Consider the following 17,246-nt stretch of genomic DNA (forward strand, 5'->3'; position numbering starts at 1 on the left):
TAACAACGCCTCGGCCAAGGCCCCAAAAAAGTGCCTCCGGCGTGGCGCAGAGTGACAGGCGCTTCTATGAGAGAATCCCCGGCCATCGTCCTACATGCCTTTGAGAAATCGATGAAAGCAGCATCCGCCTCGGCCTCCCGTTACGCGATGATTCACCAGGTGTTGCGTGACGCGATTGTGAGCGGCACCGCGCGGCACGGGCTGGTATTGCTGGAAGCGCCCCTGGCCGAACTGTTCGGCACCAGTCGCGTGCCGGTGCGCAAGGCGTTGGATCTGCTGCATGACGAAGGCCTGATCTGCCGCTTCAACGGCCGTGGTTATCTGATCAACCCCGAAGGCCTGGCGATGGAGCCGCTGCGCCTGCCCTTGAGCCATGCGCACCTGGGCCTCAATGGCGAGGCCGAACTGATGGACACTCGGCCGCTGGGCGAGCGCATCGTCGAGGAGATCGGCGCGGCGCTGTCCACCTGTATCGCCTTCGGCCATTACCGCCTGGATGAGCAAGCCGCCGCCGACCATTACGGGGTAAGCCGCGCGGTGGTGCGTGAGGCGCTGATGCGCCTGCGCGACCGCGGCCTGGTGGAAAAGGAGCCCTATTCACAATGGCTGGCGGGGCCTCTGACCGCGCGGGAAGTCACCGAAGATTACGAATTGCGCGCCTGCCTGGAACCCGAAGCCTTGCGCCAGAGTGCACCGAACCTCGACCGCGACATGCTGGAAGCCATGCTGCAGCGCGTACTGGATGCCCAGGCCAGCCCCCAGTGCAGCCTGGAAGCCATCGAGCAGATCGAAGAGGACTTGCACCAGCGCTGCCTGGCCGGCCTGCAAAATCGCAAGATTGCCGCGTTGATTCGCCAGGGCCAGAGCCCGATGATCATCAGCCGGATCTTTTACCGATTGCTGGGGATCGGCGCCGACCCGGCGATGCTCGCCGAACATCGCTTGATTTTGGAGCTGCTGCTGCATGGCGCATTCGATGCGGCGGCGTTGAACCTGCGCGAGCACTTGCAACGGGCCCGGCAGCGGATGCTGCAGCGCTTGAAAGTGCTATCGGTGCTGCCGGAACAGCCACTCCCCGCCTACCTTCATAAAATCAGCTGACCCAATGTGGGAGCAGCCCCCTCCCCCATGAGCGGGTCGCCGCAGTAATTTCATGCAATATGTTGCTATCTCACCCCCACCATTGAAACCACCGCTACCTCGCCCCATCTAAGCACCATACTTCCTGATGCAGGTGCCCCATGAGCGACCAGCAAGAATTTCCTGATTACGACCTTAACGACTACGCCGATCCCGAAAACGCTGAAACCCCCTCGACCAATACCGGCCTGGCCCTGCCCGGTCAGAACCTGCCGGACAAGGTCTATATCATCCCGATCCACAATCGGCCGTTTTTCCCCGCGCAAGTGTTGCCGGTGATCGTCAATGAAGAGCCCTGGGCCGAAACCCTGGAACTGGTGAGCAAGTCCGAGCATCACTCCCTGGCCCTGTTTTTCATGGACACGCCGCCGGAAGACCCGCGCCACTTCGACACTTCCAGCCTGCCTTTGTATGGCACCCTGGTGAAGGTGCACCACGCCAGCCGCGAAAACGGCAAACTGCAATTCGTCGCCCAGGGCCTGACCCGCGTGAGGATTCGCACCTGGCTCAAGCACCACCGCCCGCCGTATCTGGTGGAAGTCGAATACCCGCACCAGCCGTCCGAGCCGACCGACGAGGTCAAGGCTTACGGCATGGCGCTGATCAACGCCATCAAGGAGCTGCTGCCCCTCAACCCGCTGTACAGCGAAGAGTTGAAGAATTACCTCAACCGCTTCAGCCCCAACGACCCGTCGCCGCTGACCGACTTCGCCGCCGCCCTCACCTCCGCCACCGGCAACGAGCTGCAGGAAGTGCTGGACTGCGTGCCTATGCTCAAGCGCATGGAGAAAGTACTGCCGATGCTGCGCAAGGAAGTCGAAGTCGCGCGCCTGCAAAAAGAGCTGTCCGCGGAGGTGAACCGCAAGATCGGCGAGCACCAGCGCGAGTTCTTCCTCAAGGAACAGCTCAAAGTCATCCAGCAGGAGCTGGGCTTGACCAAGGACGACCGCAGCGCGGACGTCGAGCAGTTCGAGCAGCGCCTGGAAGGCAAAGTGTTGCCGGCCCAGGCGAAAAAACGCATCGACGAAGAACTGAACAAACTGTCGATCCTGGAAACCGGCTCGCCGGAATACGCGGTCACGCGCAACTACCTGGATTGGGCCACCTCGGTGCCATGGGGCGTGTACGGCAAGGACAAGCTCGACCTCAAGCACGCCCGCAAGGTGCTGGATAAACACCACGCGGGCCTCGACGACATCAAGAGCCGCATCCTCGAATTCCTTGCCGTGGGCGCCTACAAAGGCGAAGTCGCCGGTTCTATCGTGCTGCTGGTGGGCCCGCCGGGCGTGGGCAAGACCAGCGTGGGCAAATCCATCGCCGAATCCCTGGGCCGGCCGTTCTACCGTTTCAGTGTCGGTGGCATGCGCGACGAGGCCGAGATCAAGGGCCATCGCCGCACCTACATCGGCGCCCTGCCGGGCAAACTGGTGCAGGCGTTGAAAGATGTGGAAGTGATGAACCCGGTGATCATGCTCGACGAGATCGACAAGATGGGCCAGAGCTTCCAGGGCGACCCGGCGTCGGCGCTGCTGGAAACCCTGGACCCGGAGCAGAACGTCGAATTCCTCGACCACTACCTGGACCTGCGCCTGGATCTGTCCAAGGTGCTGTTCGTGTGCACCGCCAACACCCTGGATTCCATCCCCGGCCCATTGCTCGACCGTATGGAAGTGATTCGCCTGTCGGGCTATATCACCGAAGAAAAAGTCGCCATCGCCAAGCGCCAACTGTGGCCCAAGCAACTGGAAAAAGCCGGTGTGGCGAAGAACAGCCTGACCATCAGCGACGGGGCATTGCGCGCGCTGATCGACGGTTACGCCCGTGAAGCCGGGGTGCGCCAGCTGGAGAAGCAGCTGGGTAAACTGGTGCGCAAGGCCGTGGTCAAGTTGCTGGATGCGCCGGACACGGTGATCAAGATCGGCAACAAGGATCTGGAAAGCTCCCTGGGCATGCCGGTGTTTCGCAACGAACAAGTACTGTCCGGCACCGGGGTCATCACCGGCCTGGCGTGGACCAGCATGGGCGGCGCGACCTTGCCGATCGAAGCGACGCGCATCCACACCCTCAACCGTGGCTTCAAGCTCACGGGCCAGTTGGGTGAAGTGATGAAGGAGTCCGCCGAAATTGCCTACAGCTACATCAGTTCGAATCTGAAATCGTTTGGCGGCGATCCGAAATTCTTTGACGAAGCCTTCGTGCACCTGCACGTACCGGAAGGCGCCACACCGAAGGACGGCCCGAGCGCCGGGGTGACCATGGCCAGCGCGCTGTTGTCGCTGGCACGCAACCAACCGCCGAAAAAAGGCGTGGCCATGACCGGCGAGCTGACGCTGACCGGACATGTGCTGCCGATTGGCGGCGTGCGCGAAAAAGTCATCGCGGCGCGGCGTCAGAAGATCCATGAACTGATCCTGCCGGAGCCCAATCGCGGCAGCTTCGAAGAACTGCCGGAGTACCTGAAAGAAGGCATGACGGTGCATTTCGCCAAGCGTTTTGCAGATGTGGCGAAGGTGCTGTTCTGATGGACCGTTAGCGCTTGCACTGGCCTCATCGGGGGCAAGCCCCCTCCCACACTTGAATGGGTTCACAACTCAACCTGTGGGAGGGGGCTTGCCCCCGATGGCGTAAGTGACCGCAACCTGTATCCAGCGTGTAACACCCGGTCTTATCTTCGGTTATGCTCGGTCTTCGTCGCCAAACAACGGAGCCCTCATGACCGCTGCCCGCCTGCTTCTCCCCTTGAGCCTTGCCCTGCTGACCGCGTGTGCCAGCGCGCCGAAGCAAAATGTCAGCGTGGACAATCAGAGCGCCTGCCCGCTTCAGCTGAAAAGCGGACAAAACCTGATCCTCACCCTGCCCAGCAACCCCACCACCGGTTACCGCTGGGCCATCCAGGATTCAGCCGGCGGGGTGTTGCGCGCGCTGAGCCCCGAGGTCTATAGCAGCAGCGAATCCGGGGTGATCGGCGGGGGCGGCCAATCGACGTGGCGCTTCCAGGCCTTCGCACCGGGCCAGGGCCGTTTGCGCCTGACTTCCCAGCAACCCTGGGAGCCCGAAGCCGAGCCCGTCGAGAGCTTCGACTGCGCCATTACGGTCAACTGACATGCCTTGGCTGATTCTCGCGCTGATGGGCGCCGGCACCTTTATCTACGGCCTGACCACTCACGCCACGCTGTTGTGTCTGCTGGTCAAGCCGTTGCCGGTGCTGGCGCTGTTGGGCTGGCTGCATGATGCGCCACCCACCGACTATCGACGCTGGATCAGCCTGGGACTGATTTTTTCGCTGCTGGGCGATGTACTGCTGGCCTGGCCGGGAGACCTGTTTATCTTTGGCCTGGGCGCGTTTTTGCTGGCGCATCTGGCGTACCTCAAGGCTTATTTCAGCGATTGCCGGCGTCTGGCGCTGCTGCCGTTGATCCTCGCGCTGGGCGTGGGCGCCGTGTTGCTGAGCATCCTGATTGGCCACGGCCTGGGCGACCTGCTGGTGCCGGTGGTGGTCTACGCCCTGGTGATCAGCGCCATGCTCTGGCGCGCGCTGGCCCGCTTGGGCAGCGATGTGCCCAAGCGTTCGGCGCTGCTCGCCGCGGCGGGGGCAGCATCCTTTGTGTTTTCCGACACGCTGATCGGCATCAATCGTTTCGTGGTGGCGTTTGAGGCAGCTCCCTATTTGTTGATCGCAACCTATTGGCTGGGCCAGTGGGGCATCACGGCCTCGGCTTTCCATCAGACAACCCGCGCATCCGCTGACCAACTTGGCTAAAATGCCGGCCTTTCCCCCACCGTCGCCGGAACAACCGTGAGCCAAGAACCCGATCGCCTATTCGCCCAGCCCCTTCCCCAGGTGCCGGACTTCGCCTTTAACGAGGACGTGGTGCGGGTGTTCCCCGACATGATCAAGCGTTCGGTGCCCGGTTACCCGACCATCGTCGAAAACCTCGGCGTGCTGGCCGCGCAGTTCGCCCAGCCCCACAGTGTGCTCTACGACCTCGGTTCGTCCCTTGGCGCAGTGACCCAGGCGTTGCGGCGCCATGTACGCACTGAGGGTTGCACGGTGATCGCGGTGGATAACTCGGCGGCAATGGTCGAGCGCTGCCGCCAGTACCTCAATGGCCAGGACTCGATGTTTCAGGAGTTGCTGCCGGTGGAGGTGGTCGAGGGCGATATTCTCGCGCTGCAATTCCAGCCGGCCTCGGTGGTGGCGCTGAACTTCACCTTGCAGTTCATCGCGCCCGAGGAGCGCCTGGCATTGCTCGGGCGTATCCGTCTGGCGCTGCTGCCCGGCGGAGCGCTGATCCTCTCGGAAAAACTGCGCTTCAATGACCTTGAAGAACACGCGCTGCTCACCGACCTGCACATCGCGTTCAAACGCGCCAACGGCTACAGCGAACTGGAAATTGCCCAGAAGCGCAGCGCCATCGAAAACGTCATGAAGCCCGACAGCCTCGAAGAACACCGCGAACGCCTGTTGGCGGCCGGATTCTCGAAAGTGGTGCCGTGGTTCCAGTGTCTTAACTTTGCCTCGTTGATTGCCTTGCCATGATTGATTTGTCCCCCCTCGCCCGCCATCTGGTCGGTACTCCCCTGGCCGTCTGGGCCCAGGGCCTGCAGGCGCAGCTCGACAGCAAGATGGAGAAGGGGCATGGCGACCTTGCGCGCTGGCAAAGTGCGTTGGATGCGCTGCCAGAGCTTCAGCCCAGCCAAGTCGACTTGCTCAATGGCCTGACCCTGGACGCCGATTGCGACGACGCCACCCGCGCACAAATGCACACCGCGCTGATGGGCCTGAGCCCGTGGCGCAAAGGCCCGTTCCATTTGTTCGGCGTGCATGTGGACACCGAATGGCGCTCGGACTGGAAGTGGTCGCGCGTGGCCCCGCACCTGGACCTCAAGGGCAAACGCATCCTCGATGTCGGTTGCGGCAACGGTTACTACATGTGGCGCATGCTCGGTGCCGGCGCCGACAGCGTGATCGGCGTGGACCCCAACTGGCTGTTCTTCTGCCAGTTCCAGGCTGTGCAGCGCTATCTGTCCGAGCCCAGGGCCTGGCACCTGCCGTTCCCCTTCGAAGACCTGCCGGCGAACCTGGAAGGCTTCGACACGGTGTTTTCCATGGGCGTGTTCTACCACCGTCGCTCACCCATCGAGCATTTGCTGGCGCTGAAGGACACCCTGGTCAAGGGCGGCGAGCTGGTGCTCGAAACATTGGTGGTGGAAGGCGATCAGCAACAGGTGCTGGTGCCGGAAGACCGTTATGCGCAGATGCGTAACGTGTGGTTCCTGCCGTCGGTGCCGGCGTTGATGCTTTGGCTGCGGCGTGCGGGGTTCAGTGAGGTGCGTTGTGTGGATGTGAGCGTGACCACGGTGCAAGAACAGCGCGGCACGGAGTGGATGAAGTATCAGTCGCTGAGTGACTTCCTGGATCCGGATGATCACAGCAAGACCATTGAAGGGCTGCCGGCGCCTATGCGGGCCGTCATCATCGCCAAAAAGTAAGCCCCCGTCCCGCTGGAAAAATGAAGCTCAAAATATGGGTGGAGGCTTGCCCCCGATTTCAGAGTGTCGGTCAGCATAGCCTTAGCTGACCCGCCGTCATCGGGGGCAAGCCCCCTCCCACATTTGATCTGCTGTGTTCTTTAGAGGGCGGGTTTGGCCCGGCGGGCTTTGAAGAATTCGCTCAGCACCGTGCCGCACTCCTCGGCCAGCACACCGCCTTCAAACAACACCCGATGATTCAAAAAAACCTGGGTGAAAAACTGCCCCTGGCTTTGCACAATCCCGGCCTTGGGCTCCAACGCGCCATACACCACCCGCGCGATGCGTGAATGCACGATCAGCCCGGCGCACATGCTGCACGGTTCCAGGGTCACGTACAGCGTACTGCCCGGCAGGCGGTAGTTGCTGACAGCTTGCGCGGCGGCGCGGATGGCGACCATCTCGGCATGCGCGCTGGGGTCGTGGGTGCTGATGGGGCAGTTGAAGCCACGCCCGATGATTTCGCCGTCCTGCACCAGCACCGCGCCGACCGGCACTTCACCCAGCGCCGCGCCTTGGGCGGCGAGGGCCAGGGCTTGGCGCATGAAGTCCTGGTCACGGCTGCGGTCGATGATTGCGATGGGGCGAAACTGGCGCATCACGCCACCTCGATGGCGGCCATCAGGCCGGTTTCCATATGGTCGATCACGTGGCAGTGGAACATCCACACCCCTGGGTTATCCGCCACCAGCGCTACGCGCGCGCGTTCGTTCTTGCCCAGCAGGTAGGTGTCGGTGAAGTACGGGATCACCTTGTGGCGGTTCGAGGCGATCACCTTGAAGCTCATGCCGTGCAGGTGGATGGGGTGCTGGTACTGGGTCATGTTCTTCAATTCGAAAATGTAGCTCTTACCCTTTTCCAGCCTGGCGATCGGGCGGTCGGCGCAGGTCTTGTCGGTGATGTCCCAGGCCTGCCCGTTGATCTGCCACAGGCTCGGCGGCTTGCCGTTGTCGACATTGACCGAGACCGAACCGACCCACTCGAAATTGAAGTTGAGCTTCTCGGCATTGGCCAGGTCCGGCTCGCTGATCGGGTTGGCGGGCAACGCCGCGGGCCACTCGGCGGGCGCGTCGGAGCCAGGCACCGAACGAAAGGTGCCCAGGCGCACCGGGCCGTTGCGGATCGACAGTTCTTCACCCGCCGGCGGCGCCTTGATCGCCAGGCAGATGCGCATGCCCGGGCCCAACCAGTATTCCTTGCCCAGCGGGCGCGGTTCGACGGGATTGCCGTCCAGCGCGTAGATCCGTGCTTCGACGTCGGGAATATTGATGCGATAGGTCAGGGTGTTATCGAGGTTGAGCAGGCGCACGCGGGTAATCTGCCCGGCCGGCAGATCGATCACCGCCTGGGACACGCCATTGATCGTCGACAAGCGCCCGGCCGTACCGCCACGCGCGGCCTCACGGGGAATGCTGAAAGCGACAAAGGCGCCCTCGTCATCCACGTGCCAGCTTTTCAGGCTCAGGGTGCGTTCGTGCTTGAAACCGGTGGGTTCGCGTTCTTCGATGATCAACGGCCCGACCAGGCCCCGGCCAAGTTCTTCGCTGCTGTTGACGTGGGGGTGGTACCAGTAGCTGCCAGCGTCGGGCACGCGGAATATGTAGTCGAAATATTCGCCGGGCAGCACCGGCAACTGCGAGACGTAGGGTACCCCGTCCATTTCCAGCGGCAGGCGGATACCGTGCCAGTGGATGGTGGTGGCGACCGGCAGATGGTTGATAAAGCGCACCCGCAACCACTCACCCTGGCGCACACGCAACTCGGTGCCCGGCGCCGATGGGCCGAACGCCCAGGCTTGAGTCTTGTGTCCCGGCACCAGCTCAACATCCAACGGTGCCGCGATCAGTTCGTAATCGTGCCCCGCTTCGGCCTCGGCGACTTTCCCCAGCCAGTAGCGGTAGGCGCCACCGGCACCGACGCCCACTACGGCCAGGCCTGCCAGGCCACCCAGGATTTGTCGACGGGAAAAGGATCGGGACACAACAACCTCACGTATCGGCCGCAGGCGCGTGGCCTGCAAAGGGCAGATACGATACACCTGCGCGGGCTAAACAGTAAGGGTTCTCATGTGGGAGGTGACGCCCTCCCACATTGCAGCTTGGCTGTTTTTAGTGCTTGGCGGCGGCCAAGATCAGGGCCTTCATTTCGGCAACCGCGCCTTTGAAGCCGACGAACAGCGCGTGGGCCACCAGGGCATGGCCGATGTTCAGTTCGTTGATGCCCTTGATCGCGGCGACGGCCTCGACGTTGTGGTAGTGCAAGCCGTGACCGGCATTGACGATCAAGCCTTCATTGAGACCGCAGTTCACGCCTTCGATAATGCGTTGCAGCTCGTCTGCGACCTCTGTCGGCGTGGTGGCATCGGCGTAGCGGCCAGTATGCAGTTCGATGGCGGGCGCGCCGACGCGGCGCGAGGCCTCGATCTGGCGCGGGTCGGCGTCGATAAACAACGACACTTCGCTGCCGATCTTCGACAAACGCTGCACCGCCGCCTTGATCCGCGCTTCCTGGCCCGCCACATCCAGGCCGCCCTCGGTGGTCAGTTCCTGTCGGGTTTCCGGCACCAGGCAGATATGCGCCGGACGAATGCGCTCGGCGAAGGCCATCATTTCTTCGGTAACGCCCATCTCGAAGTTCATACGGGTTTGCAGCACATCCTTGAGCAGCAGCACATCGCGCTCCTGAATGTGGCGGCGGTCTTCGCGCAGGTGCACGGTGATGCCGTCGGCGCCCGCTTCTTCGGCGTCCAGCGCGGCCTTGACCGGGTCCGGGTAGCGCGTGCCCCGGGCCTGGCGCAGGGTAGCGACGTGGTCGATGTTGACGCCAAGAAGAATGCGATTGCTGGTGGTCACGGAAGCGCTCCTGAAAAGGGGAAAGAAACGCTGCACAGCATACACGGGGATGTCAGGGCTTTCGAAACAACTCGCGACTGACCAGCGGTCGCCCGCCCAGGTGCACGGCCAGGGCCTGGCGCATCAGGCGCTTGGCGGCGGACAAGGCGCCGGGCGCGGTCCAGTCGGCTTCGCTCATGGCCAGCAGCTCGGTGCCCTGAAATAGACCGGGTTGCAGCAAGTAGACACGCTCCAGCCCCGCGTCCACTTGCAGGCGATACATGCCATCGGCGGCGATGGGGTCGCCGTGCAGGTCGTTGTGCAGTTCGAAGCCGTAGCCCAGGTCGTCGAGCAGGCGCCATTCGAAGGCGCGCAGCAGCGGCTCCAACGCGCGTCCTTCGGCCAGGGCCAGCAAGGTGGCGGCGTAGTGATCGAAGACCGCCGGGTGCGGGTCTTCGGCGGGCAGCAGGCGAATCAGCAGCTCATTGAGGTAGAGACCGCTGAACAAGGCATCGCCATTGAGCCAGGCCGATGTGCCGACACTTTCCAGGCGGCCGACGTTCTTCAGCTCGCCCTTGCCGCGAAACTCCACGTCCAACGCCACAAAGGGCCGCGCCAATGTCCCGGCCTTGCCCCGCGCGCTACGCAACACCGCGCGCAGGCGGCCTTGGGGCGTGAGGAAATCCACCAGCGCGCTGGTCTCGCGGTAGGCACGGCTGTGCAGGACATAGGCGAGTTGGCTGGGGGGTTGGGATTGGGACATGGGTTCTCTATCGTGAAAACAACACAAACCTAATGTGGAAGGGGCTTGCCCCCGATGGCGGTGGCTCAGTCACGTATTTATTAACTGATCCACCGCTATCGGAGGCAAGCCCCCTCCCACATTTTTGGCCCTGCGGCGTCCTTACAGGTCGCCGTAGCCAAGGGAACGCAACGCGCGCTCGTCATCGGACCAGCCGCCTTTCACCTTCACCCACAGGTTGAGCATGATTTTGGAGTCGAACAGCAATTCCATGTCCTTGCGCGCTTCGGTGCCGATGCGCTTGATGCGCTCACCCTTGTCGCCAATGATGATCTTCTTCTGGCCATCGCGCTCCACGAGGATCAGCGCATGGATATGCAGGGTCTTGCCCTGCTGTTTGAATTCTTCAATTTCGACGGTGATCTGGTAAGGCAGCTCGGCGCCCATCTGGCGCATGATTTTCTCACGCACCAGTTCGGCGGCGAGGAAACGGCTGCTGCGGTCGGTGATCTGGTCTTCCGGGAAGAAGTGCTCGTTCTCCGGCAGGTGCTCGGCGATTACGCGCTCCAGAGCATCGAGGTTGTGGCCGTGCTGGGCGGAGATCGGGATGATCTGCGCGTTCGGCAGTTGTTCCTGCAGCCAGCTCAGGTGCGGCATCAGCTCGGCTTTGTCTTCGATGCGGTCGGTCTTGTTCAGCGCGACGATCAACGGGCCGGTGACGTATTGCACACGCTCCAGAACCATTTGGTCTTCGTCGGTCCACTTGGTGCGGTCGACCACGAAGATCACCACGTCGACGTCTTTCAACGCCGCCGAAGCGGTCTTGTTCATATAGCGGTTGAGGGCTTTCTCGCCACCTTTATGCATGCCCGGCGTGTCGACGTAGACCGCTTGCACGTTGCCTTCGGTCTTGATGCCCAGCATGTTGTGGCGGGTGGTCTGTGGCTTGCGCGAGGTGATCGCGAGTTTCTGCCCGAGGATGTGGTTGAGCAGCGTGGACTTGCCCACGTTGGGGCGGCCGACGATGGCAACATAGCCACAGCGTGTTGCGGTTGAATCAGTCATGGCCATTCTCCACGCCCAGGGCAATCAGTGCTGCGGCGGCCGCTACCTGTTCGGCAATACGACGGCTCACACCCTGACCTCGGCTTTTTTCGTTCAATAAGGTGATTTCACATTCCACGAAGAACACGCGGCAATGGGGCTCGCCCTGGATATCCACCACTTCGTAGCGTGGCAGTTCGCACCCGCGCGATTGCAGGAATTCCTGCAGGCGGGTCTTGGGGTCTTTGTTGGTGTCGACCAGGGTAAGGCTTTCGATTTCCGACGTCAGCCACGCGGTAACCCGCTCCTTGGCCGCTTCCATGCCTGCATCCAGGTAGATCGCACCGATCAGCGCCTCGAGGGCATCGGCCAGGATCGATTCACGACGAAACCCGCCGCTTTTCAATTCGCCGGAACCCAGGCGCAGATATTCGCCCAAGCCAAAGCCACGAGCCAGTACGGCCAGGGTCTCGCCTTTCACCAGGCGTGCGCGCAAACGCGACAGCTGGCCTTCACGGGCTTGAGGGAAACGCTCAAACAGCGCTTCACCGGCAACGAAATTGAGAATGGCATCACCGAGGAATTCCAGGCGCTCGTTATTGCGCCCGGCGAAACTGCGGTGTGTGAGGGCAAGGACCATCAGTTCCTGGTCCTTGAAGGTGTAACCGAGCTGGCGCTCGAGACGACTGAGAGAAACGGTCACGGTTTATCCATATTGAGTTGGTGGCACCGGCGGCCATCGACGATTGACGCAGTGTTCAAATTCAAATCCTGGTGGGTGCTGCCTGAGGGCGGAATTGTCCACGCCCCAGAAAAGCATTCGGCGCTGTGTTCACAGCGCCGTCTGTATTACTTGATCAACCCGACCCGCGAGAAATTCGGCAGGTGGCTGAGCTTGGGTTCCGGCCAGCTCATCCAGACGGCGAAAGCCTTGCCGACGATATTCTCGTCGGGGACCATGCCCTGGAGCTCCTTGGGAATCGTTGCATCATCCCAGTAGCGGCTGTCATTGGAGTTGTCGCGGTTATCGCCCATCATGAAGTAATGGCCGGCCGGTACTTTCCACTGACCTCCCTGCATGGTACGGCTCATGGCCTTGTGCACCAAGTGCTCGGAGTCTGCGCCCAGTTGTTCCTTGTACACGGCGACATCACCCAGTTGCGGGTCGTACGTGGTGCCGATCATCTGATCGGTGATCAATTGATCGTTCACATACAGATGCTTGTCGTGCGTATAGCGAACGGTATCGCCGGGCAAGCCGATCACGCGCTTGATGTAGTTGACGCTAGGGTCCGCGGGGTAGCGGAACACCATCACATCGCCGCGTTGCGGGTCGCCGACTTCAATGACTTTCTTGTCGATCACCGGCAGGCGAATCCCGTAGGAAAACTTGTTCACCAGAATGAAGTCGCCCACGTCCAGGGTAGGTTTCATGGACCCCGAAGGGATCTGAAACGGCTCCACCAGGAACGAACGCAGCACCAGCACGATGAACAAAACCGGGAAGAACGACTTGCCATATTCAACCAGCAGGGGCTCTTTGTTCAGCTTCTCGATCACCACGCCATCGGGCTGGCTGACGCTGCCCTGATAGGACGCGATAGCCGCCCGACGACGCGGGGCGAAGAACACCAGATCGAGCAACGCCAGGAGGCCGCACACGGCAACGGCGATGACCAGCAACAGCGGGAAATTTAGCGACATAGGACCTAACTATCCAACCTGAGCACCGCAAGGAAGGCTTCTTGTGGAACTTCCACGTTGCCCACTTGCTTCATGCGTTTTTTACCGGCCTTTTGCTTCTCAAGCAGCTTGCGCTTACGGCTTACGTCACCGCCGTAGCATTTGGCCAGTACGTTCTTTCTGAGTGCCTTGACGGAAGTTCGCGCGATGATCTGCCCGCCGATGGCGGCCTGGATCGCAACGTCGAACATCTGGCGCGGAATCAGTTCTTTCATTTTCTCGGTCAACTGGCGACCTTTGTAGTGCGCGTTGTCCTTGTGCACGATCAGTGCCAGGGCATCAACCTTATCGCCGTTGATCAACACATCCAGTTTCACCAGATTAGCCGATTGGTAACGGTCGAAATGGTAATCCAGCGAAGCATAGCCGCGACTGGTGGACTTGAGACGGTCGAAGAAGTCCAGGACCACTTCGTTCATCGGCATGTCGTAGGTCACTTGGACCTGGGTACCGAGGAACAGCATATCGCGCTGCACGCCGCGCTTTTCGATACACAGGGTAATGACGTTGCCCAAGTGTTCCTGCGGAACCAGGATATTGGCCCGCACGATAGGCTCGCGCATGTCTTCGATCGCCGACAGATCCGGAAGCTTGGAGGGGTTGTCGACGTAAATCGTTTCACCGGTTTTGAGCAACAGCTCGAAAATAACGGTGGGAGCGGTGGTGATCAGGTCCAGGTCGTATTCGCGCTCGAGGCGCTCCTGGATGATTTCCATGTGCAGCATGCCCAGGAACCCGCAGCGGAAGCCGAAGCCCAGGGCGTCGGAGCTTTCCGGGGTGTACTGCAACGACGAGTCGTTGAGGGTCAGCTTTTGCAGGGCTTCGCGGAAATCTTCGAAATCGTCGGAGCTGACCGGAAACAGGCCTGCATATACCTGCGGCTGAATGCGCTTGAAGCCCGGCAGCACGTCGACGTCCGGCGTGGAGCTGAGCGTCAGGGTGTCACCCACCGGCGCGCCGTGGATGTCCTTGATGCCGGCGATGATGAAGCCTACTTCACCGGCTTTCAGATCAACGGTCGCGGTGTGCTTGGGGTTGAACACCCCGACGCTGTCCACCAGGTAGATCTTGCCGGTGGATTTGACCAGAATCTTGTCGCCCTTCCTTACGCGGCCGTGACGCACGCGCACCAGGGAGACGACGCCCAGGTAGTTGTCGAACCAGGAGTCGATGATCAACGCCTGCAGCGGATCTTCGATATTGCCGGTGGGGGCCGGAATGGTGTGGACCAGGCGCTCGAGCACTTCGTCGACACCCAGGCCGGTCTTGGCGCTGCAGGTGACGGCGTCGGTGGCGTCAATGCCGATGATCTTCTCGATCTCTTCCTTGACGCGCTCGGGCTCGGCCTGCGGCAGGTCGATCTTGTTCAGCACGGGCATGACTTCCAGGCCCTGCTCGATCGCGGTGTAGCAGTTTGCAACCGACTGGGCTTCAACGCCCTGGCCGGCGTCGACCACCAGCAGGGCACCTTCACAGGCCGCCAGGGACCGGCTGACTTCGTAGGTGAAGTCAACGTGGCCCGGGGTATCAATGAAGTTCAGCTGGTAGGTGATGCCGTCTTTGGCCTTGTAGTACAGCGTGACGCTGTGGGCCTTGATGGTGATCCCGCGCTCGCGTTCGAGGTCCATGGAGTCCAGGACCTGGGCTTCCATTTCACGCTCGGCAAGGCCGCCGCACATCTGGATGAATCGATCGGCCAGCGTCGACTTGCCATGGTCAATGTGGGCGATGATGGAGAAATTGCGGATATGACTCAAATCACTCACGGATCAACACTCAAAAAGGCTGCAGGCAGATTGCCCGCTGAAAAATAGCCGGGAATTGTACCTGATGGTCAGGCCAGGCGTCATCTTTGCTGACCAGAACAAAAATGCCCCGATCTTCCAACCGGGGCATTTTTTATTCATAAGCGCGCTATCAACCGGCTCGACGCAGCAGCCAGAACCCGGCCAGGGCGCAGATGGCGGTGGGCACCAGCACTGCGAACAGTGGCGAGAAGCCAAACACCAGGCTCGAGGGACCGAGCAGGTCCTGGGCAATCCGGAAGGTAAAGCCCACCAGCACGCCGGTGAACACCCGCTGGCCAAGGGTCACGGAACGCAGCGGCCCGAAGATGAACGAGATCGCCATCAGCACCAACGCGGCGGTCACCACCGGTTGCAATACCTTGACCCAGAAAGCCAGCCAGTAACGACCGTTATTCAAGCCTTGATCCTTGAGGTAGTGGATGTAGCTCCACAGGCCGGAGATCGGCAGGCTTTCCGGGATCATCACCACCGTATTGAGCAGTTCCGGCTTGAGGGCGATGTCCCAGGCCTCGGTCGGCACGTTGATCACTTCGGTGCTGGCCTTGGTGCCTTGGCCGGCGTTGCGGAAATAAGTGGTGGTGACATCGCTCAGTTGCCATTTTTCCGCGTCGTACTGCGCACGTTTGGCGAAACTGGACGACAACATGTGGCGTTCTTTGTCGAAGGTATAGCGCGTCACACCGATCAACAAACCGCCAGGTTGCACGGCGTTGATGTGGATGAATTCTTCACCCTGACGATGCCAAAGGCCGTGCTTGGCGCTTTGCGCGTCGCCCGAACCCTGGGCCAGGGCGCGGTTGGCCTGGGCCGTGGACTCGGCTGGCGGCGCCACGTATTCACCGATCAGCACGCTGCACAGCATCAACAGCAGCATGGGTTTCATCACCGCCCACACGATACGACCGATGGACACACCGGCGGCACGCATGATGGTCAGTTCGCTGTTGCTGGCCAGGCTGCCGAGGCCGATCAGGCAACCGATCAGCGCGGCCATCGGCATCATGTCGTACAGGCGACGCGGCGCGGTGAGCGCTACGTAGCTGAGCACGTCGGTGACCGTATAGGTATCGCTGACGTTACCCACTTCATCGATGAAGGCAAACAACGAGGCCAGGCCCAGGATGATGCCCAGTACCGCCAGGATGGCGATGAGCACACTGCTACCGATGTAGCGATCAAGCTTAGCCACGGGCCAACTCCTTCTGGCCACGACGGCTCTTCATCTTCAAACGAACAGGTTCCCAATAAAGCAGCCCCAGGCCGATCACCAGGAAGATTGCGTGCACCCCCCACAGGCCTAAGACCGGCGAAAGCTTGCCTTTCTCCAGGGAACCACGAGCGGAAATCAGCAGGGTGAGGTAAGCCATATACAGCAGAATTGCCGGCAACAGCTTGAGGAATCGGCCCTGGCGTGGGTTGACGCGCGACAGCGGCACGGCCATCAAGGTCACGATAAACACCAGCAGCGGCAGGGAAAGACGCCATTGCAGCTCGGCGATGGAGCGCAGCTCCGGGTTGCCGAACAGCTGCGCCGTAGGAATTGCGTCGCGGTCGGTGACTTCGTTGCTGACGTCCGGACGAGCCAGCATCACACCGTACGTGTCGTACTTGATCGCGCGGTAATCGGCCTGGCCCGGGCTGCCGTCATAGCGGTAGCCGTTTTCCAGGATCAGATAGCGGCTGCCGTCGGGACGCACTTCCTGGCGACCCGAGTCGGCCACCAGCACGGAAATGCCACGGTCCTTCTTATCCTGGCCCAGGCGTTTTTCGGAGATGAATACCCCACCCAGGTTGGCGCGGTCTTCGGTCATGGTTTCGGTGTAGGTCACCCGAGTGCCATCGCTGAGCGCCTGGAAACGGCCCGGCTCAAGGGTGTCGAACTCGGTCATGGCATCCTGTTTGTTCAGCACCAGCTGGAACTGCATGGCGCCCTGGGGGGCCAGGCTCAGGCTCAGCCAGGCTACGATCAGAGCAATGCCGGCTGCCGGGATCATGGTCATGGCCAGCAGGCGCTGCTGGCTCATGCCGGTGGCCGAGAGCACGGTCATTTCGCTTTCGAGGTAGAGGCGACCGTACGCGAGCAGGATCCCGAGGAACAGGCCCAGCGGCAGGATCAGTTGCAGGAACCCCGGCAGGCGAAAGCCCATGATCAGGAACAGTGAACCTGGGTCCAGGGCGCCGGAAGCCGCCTGGGCGAGGTATTTGACGAAACGACCACTCATGATGATGACCAGCAGCACCGCACTCACGGCACTCAGGGTCAACAGGACTTCGCGGGACAGATAACGGAAGACGATCAAACCAGACACTCCAGGGTTGTCAGGCTAAGGCGGCCAAACAAGCAAGCATACCGAGTCAGCCCCCTTTACGAGGGGCCGGCTAAAAAGATGGCGCATTATCCTGTGA

At 61.4% G+C, this 17,246-nt stretch carries 16 protein-coding genes; 6 read left to right on the forward strand and 10 right to left on the reverse strand.

The features are described 5' to 3' along the window. Nucleotides 1-111: 111 nt before the first annotated feature. From QRN10_RS02510 to cmoB, 6 genes are all read left to right on the forward strand, one after another. Nucleotides 112-1,101: a GntR family transcriptional regulator gene (locus QRN10_RS02510; protein WP_253510650.1), complete on the forward strand. Its 990-nt coding sequence runs from the start codon at nt 112-114 to the stop codon at nt 1,099-1,101. Between the two features lie 140 nt (nt 1,102-1,241). Further along, nucleotides 1,242-3,662 carry an endopeptidase La gene (gene lon, locus QRN10_RS02515; RefSeq protein WP_285427792.1) on the forward strand — a complete coding sequence of 807 codons (2,421 nt, stop codon included), beginning with the start codon at nt 1,242-1,244 and terminating at the stop codon, nt 3,660-3,662. A gap of 190 nt (nt 3,663-3,852) precedes the next feature. Beyond that, a complete protein-coding gene (locus tag QRN10_RS02520; protein ID WP_181078328.1) occupies nt 3,853-4,242 on the forward strand; it encodes a protease inhibitor I42 family protein in 390 nt (129 codons plus the stop codon). A gap of 1 nt (nt 4,243) precedes the next feature. After that, on the forward strand, nt 4,244-4,900 hold the full coding sequence (locus QRN10_RS02525; RefSeq protein WP_266248083.1) for a lysoplasmalogenase: 657 nt from the start codon (nt 4,244-4,246) through the stop codon (nt 4,898-4,900). Nucleotides 4,901-4,936: 36 nt separating this feature from the next. Continuing rightward, the gene (gene cmoA, locus QRN10_RS02530) at nt 4,937-5,680 is read left to right on the forward strand and encodes a carboxy-S-adenosyl-L-methionine synthase CmoA (RefSeq protein ID WP_266248082.1); all 744 of its coding nucleotides are present in this window, start codon (nt 4,937-4,939) and stop codon (nt 5,678-5,680) included. Beyond that, nucleotides 5,677-6,633 (forward strand): tRNA 5-methoxyuridine(34)/uridine 5-oxyacetic acid(34) synthase CmoB, encoded by a 957-nt coding sequence (gene cmoB, locus QRN10_RS02535; RefSeq protein WP_266248080.1) that lies wholly within the window; start codon nt 5,677-5,679, stop codon nt 6,631-6,633. The genes cmoA and cmoB overlap by 4 nt, the downstream gene beginning before the upstream one ends. A 140-nt stretch (nt 6,634-6,773) precedes the next feature. On the opposite strand, the gene tadA is transcribed toward cmoB, so the two are convergent. From tadA to lptF, 10 genes are all read right to left on the reverse strand, one after another. After that, on the reverse strand, nt 6,774-7,271 hold the full coding sequence (gene tadA, locus QRN10_RS02540; protein ID WP_285427793.1) for a tRNA adenosine(34) deaminase TadA: 498 nt from the start codon (nt 7,269-7,271) through the stop codon (nt 6,774-6,776). Continuing rightward, on the reverse strand, nt 7,271-8,653 hold the full coding sequence (locus QRN10_RS02545) for a multicopper oxidase family protein (RefSeq protein ID WP_181078338.1): 1,383 nt from the start codon (nt 8,651-8,653) through the stop codon (nt 7,271-7,273). Before QRN10_RS02545 ends, tadA begins: the two co-directional genes overlap by 1 nt. Before the next feature lie 127 nt (nt 8,654-8,780). Then, nucleotides 8,781-9,524 (reverse strand): pyridoxine 5'-phosphate synthase, encoded by a 744-nt coding sequence (pdxJ, locus tag QRN10_RS02550; protein ID WP_034096056.1) that lies wholly within the window; start codon nt 9,522-9,524, stop codon nt 8,781-8,783. 52 nt (nt 9,525-9,576) lie between these two features. Further along, the gene (gene recO / locus QRN10_RS02555; RefSeq protein WP_181078340.1) at nt 9,577-10,266 is read right to left on the reverse strand and encodes a DNA repair protein RecO; all 690 of its coding nucleotides are present in this window, start codon (nt 10,264-10,266) and stop codon (nt 9,577-9,579) included. A gap of 141 nt (nt 10,267-10,407) precedes the next feature. Continuing rightward, nucleotides 10,408-11,310, reverse strand: a complete 903-nt coding sequence (gene era / locus QRN10_RS02560; protein WP_016978271.1) for a GTPase Era — start codon at nt 11,308-11,310, stop codon at nt 10,408-10,410. Beyond that, nucleotides 11,303-11,992, reverse strand: a complete 690-nt coding sequence (gene rnc / locus QRN10_RS02565; RefSeq protein WP_033902449.1) for a ribonuclease III — start codon at nt 11,990-11,992, stop codon at nt 11,303-11,305. The genes era and rnc overlap by 8 nt, the downstream gene beginning before the upstream one ends. A gap of 146 nt (nt 11,993-12,138) precedes the next feature. Continuing rightward, nucleotides 12,139-12,993 (reverse strand): signal peptidase I, encoded by an 855-nt coding sequence (gene lepB / locus QRN10_RS02570; RefSeq protein ID WP_181078343.1) that lies wholly within the window; start codon nt 12,991-12,993, stop codon nt 12,139-12,141. A 5-nt stretch (nt 12,994-12,998) separates the two neighbouring features. Continuing rightward, nucleotides 12,999-14,798, reverse strand: coding sequence for a translation elongation factor 4 (gene lepA, locus QRN10_RS02575; protein ID WP_285427794.1), 1,800 nt, complete (start codon nt 14,796-14,798; stop codon nt 12,999-13,001). Nucleotides 14,799-14,949: 151 nt separating this feature from the next. Beyond that, nucleotides 14,950-16,029, reverse strand: a complete 1,080-nt coding sequence (gene lptG, locus QRN10_RS02580) for an LPS export ABC transporter permease LptG (protein WP_253510644.1) — start codon at nt 16,027-16,029, stop codon at nt 14,950-14,952. After that, nucleotides 16,022-17,140, reverse strand: coding sequence for an LPS export ABC transporter permease LptF (lptF, locus tag QRN10_RS02585; protein ID WP_181078348.1), 1,119 nt, complete (start codon nt 17,138-17,140; stop codon nt 16,022-16,024). The genes lptG and lptF overlap by 8 nt, the downstream gene beginning before the upstream one ends. Nucleotides 17,141-17,246: the final 106 nt, after the last annotated feature.

Source organism: Pseudomonas sp. lyk4-R2A-8 (genome assembly GCF_030209095.1).
Lineage (GTDB): Bacteria > Pseudomonadota > Gammaproteobacteria > Pseudomonadales > Pseudomonadaceae > Aquipseudomonas > Aquipseudomonas quebecensis.

Bases quoted from the DNA above. Each gene is read 5' to 3' on its own strand.
- QRN10_RS02510 (WP_253510650.1), top strand. From the start codon at position 112: ATGAAAGCAGCATCCGCCTCGGCCTCCCGTTACGCGATGATTCACCAG.
- lon (WP_285427792.1), top strand. From the start codon at position 1,242: ATGAGCGACCAGCAAGAATTTCCTGATTACGACCTTAACGACTACGCC.
- QRN10_RS02520 (WP_181078328.1), top strand. From the start codon at position 3,853: ATGACCGCTGCCCGCCTGCTTCTCCCCTTGAGCCTTGCCCTGCTGACC.
- QRN10_RS02525 (WP_266248083.1), top strand. From the start codon at position 4,244: ATGCCTTGGCTGATTCTCGCGCTGATGGGCGCCGGCACCTTTATCTAC.
- cmoB (WP_266248080.1), top strand. From the start codon at position 5,677: ATGATTGATTTGTCCCCCCTCGCCCGCCATCTGGTCGGTACTCCCCTG.
- tadA (WP_285427793.1), bottom strand. From the start codon at position 7,271: ATGCGCCAGTTTCGCCCCATCGCAATCATCGACCGCAGCCGTGACCAG.
- recO (WP_181078340.1), bottom strand. From the start codon at position 10,266: ATGTCCCAATCCCAACCCCCCAGCCAACTCGCCTATGTCCTGCACAGC.
- era (WP_016978271.1), bottom strand. From the start codon at position 11,310: ATGACTGATTCAACCGCAACACGCTGTGGCTATGTTGCCATCGTCGGC.
- lepB (WP_181078343.1), bottom strand. From the start codon at position 12,993: ATGTCGCTAAATTTCCCGCTGTTGCTGGTCATCGCCGTTGCCGTGTGC.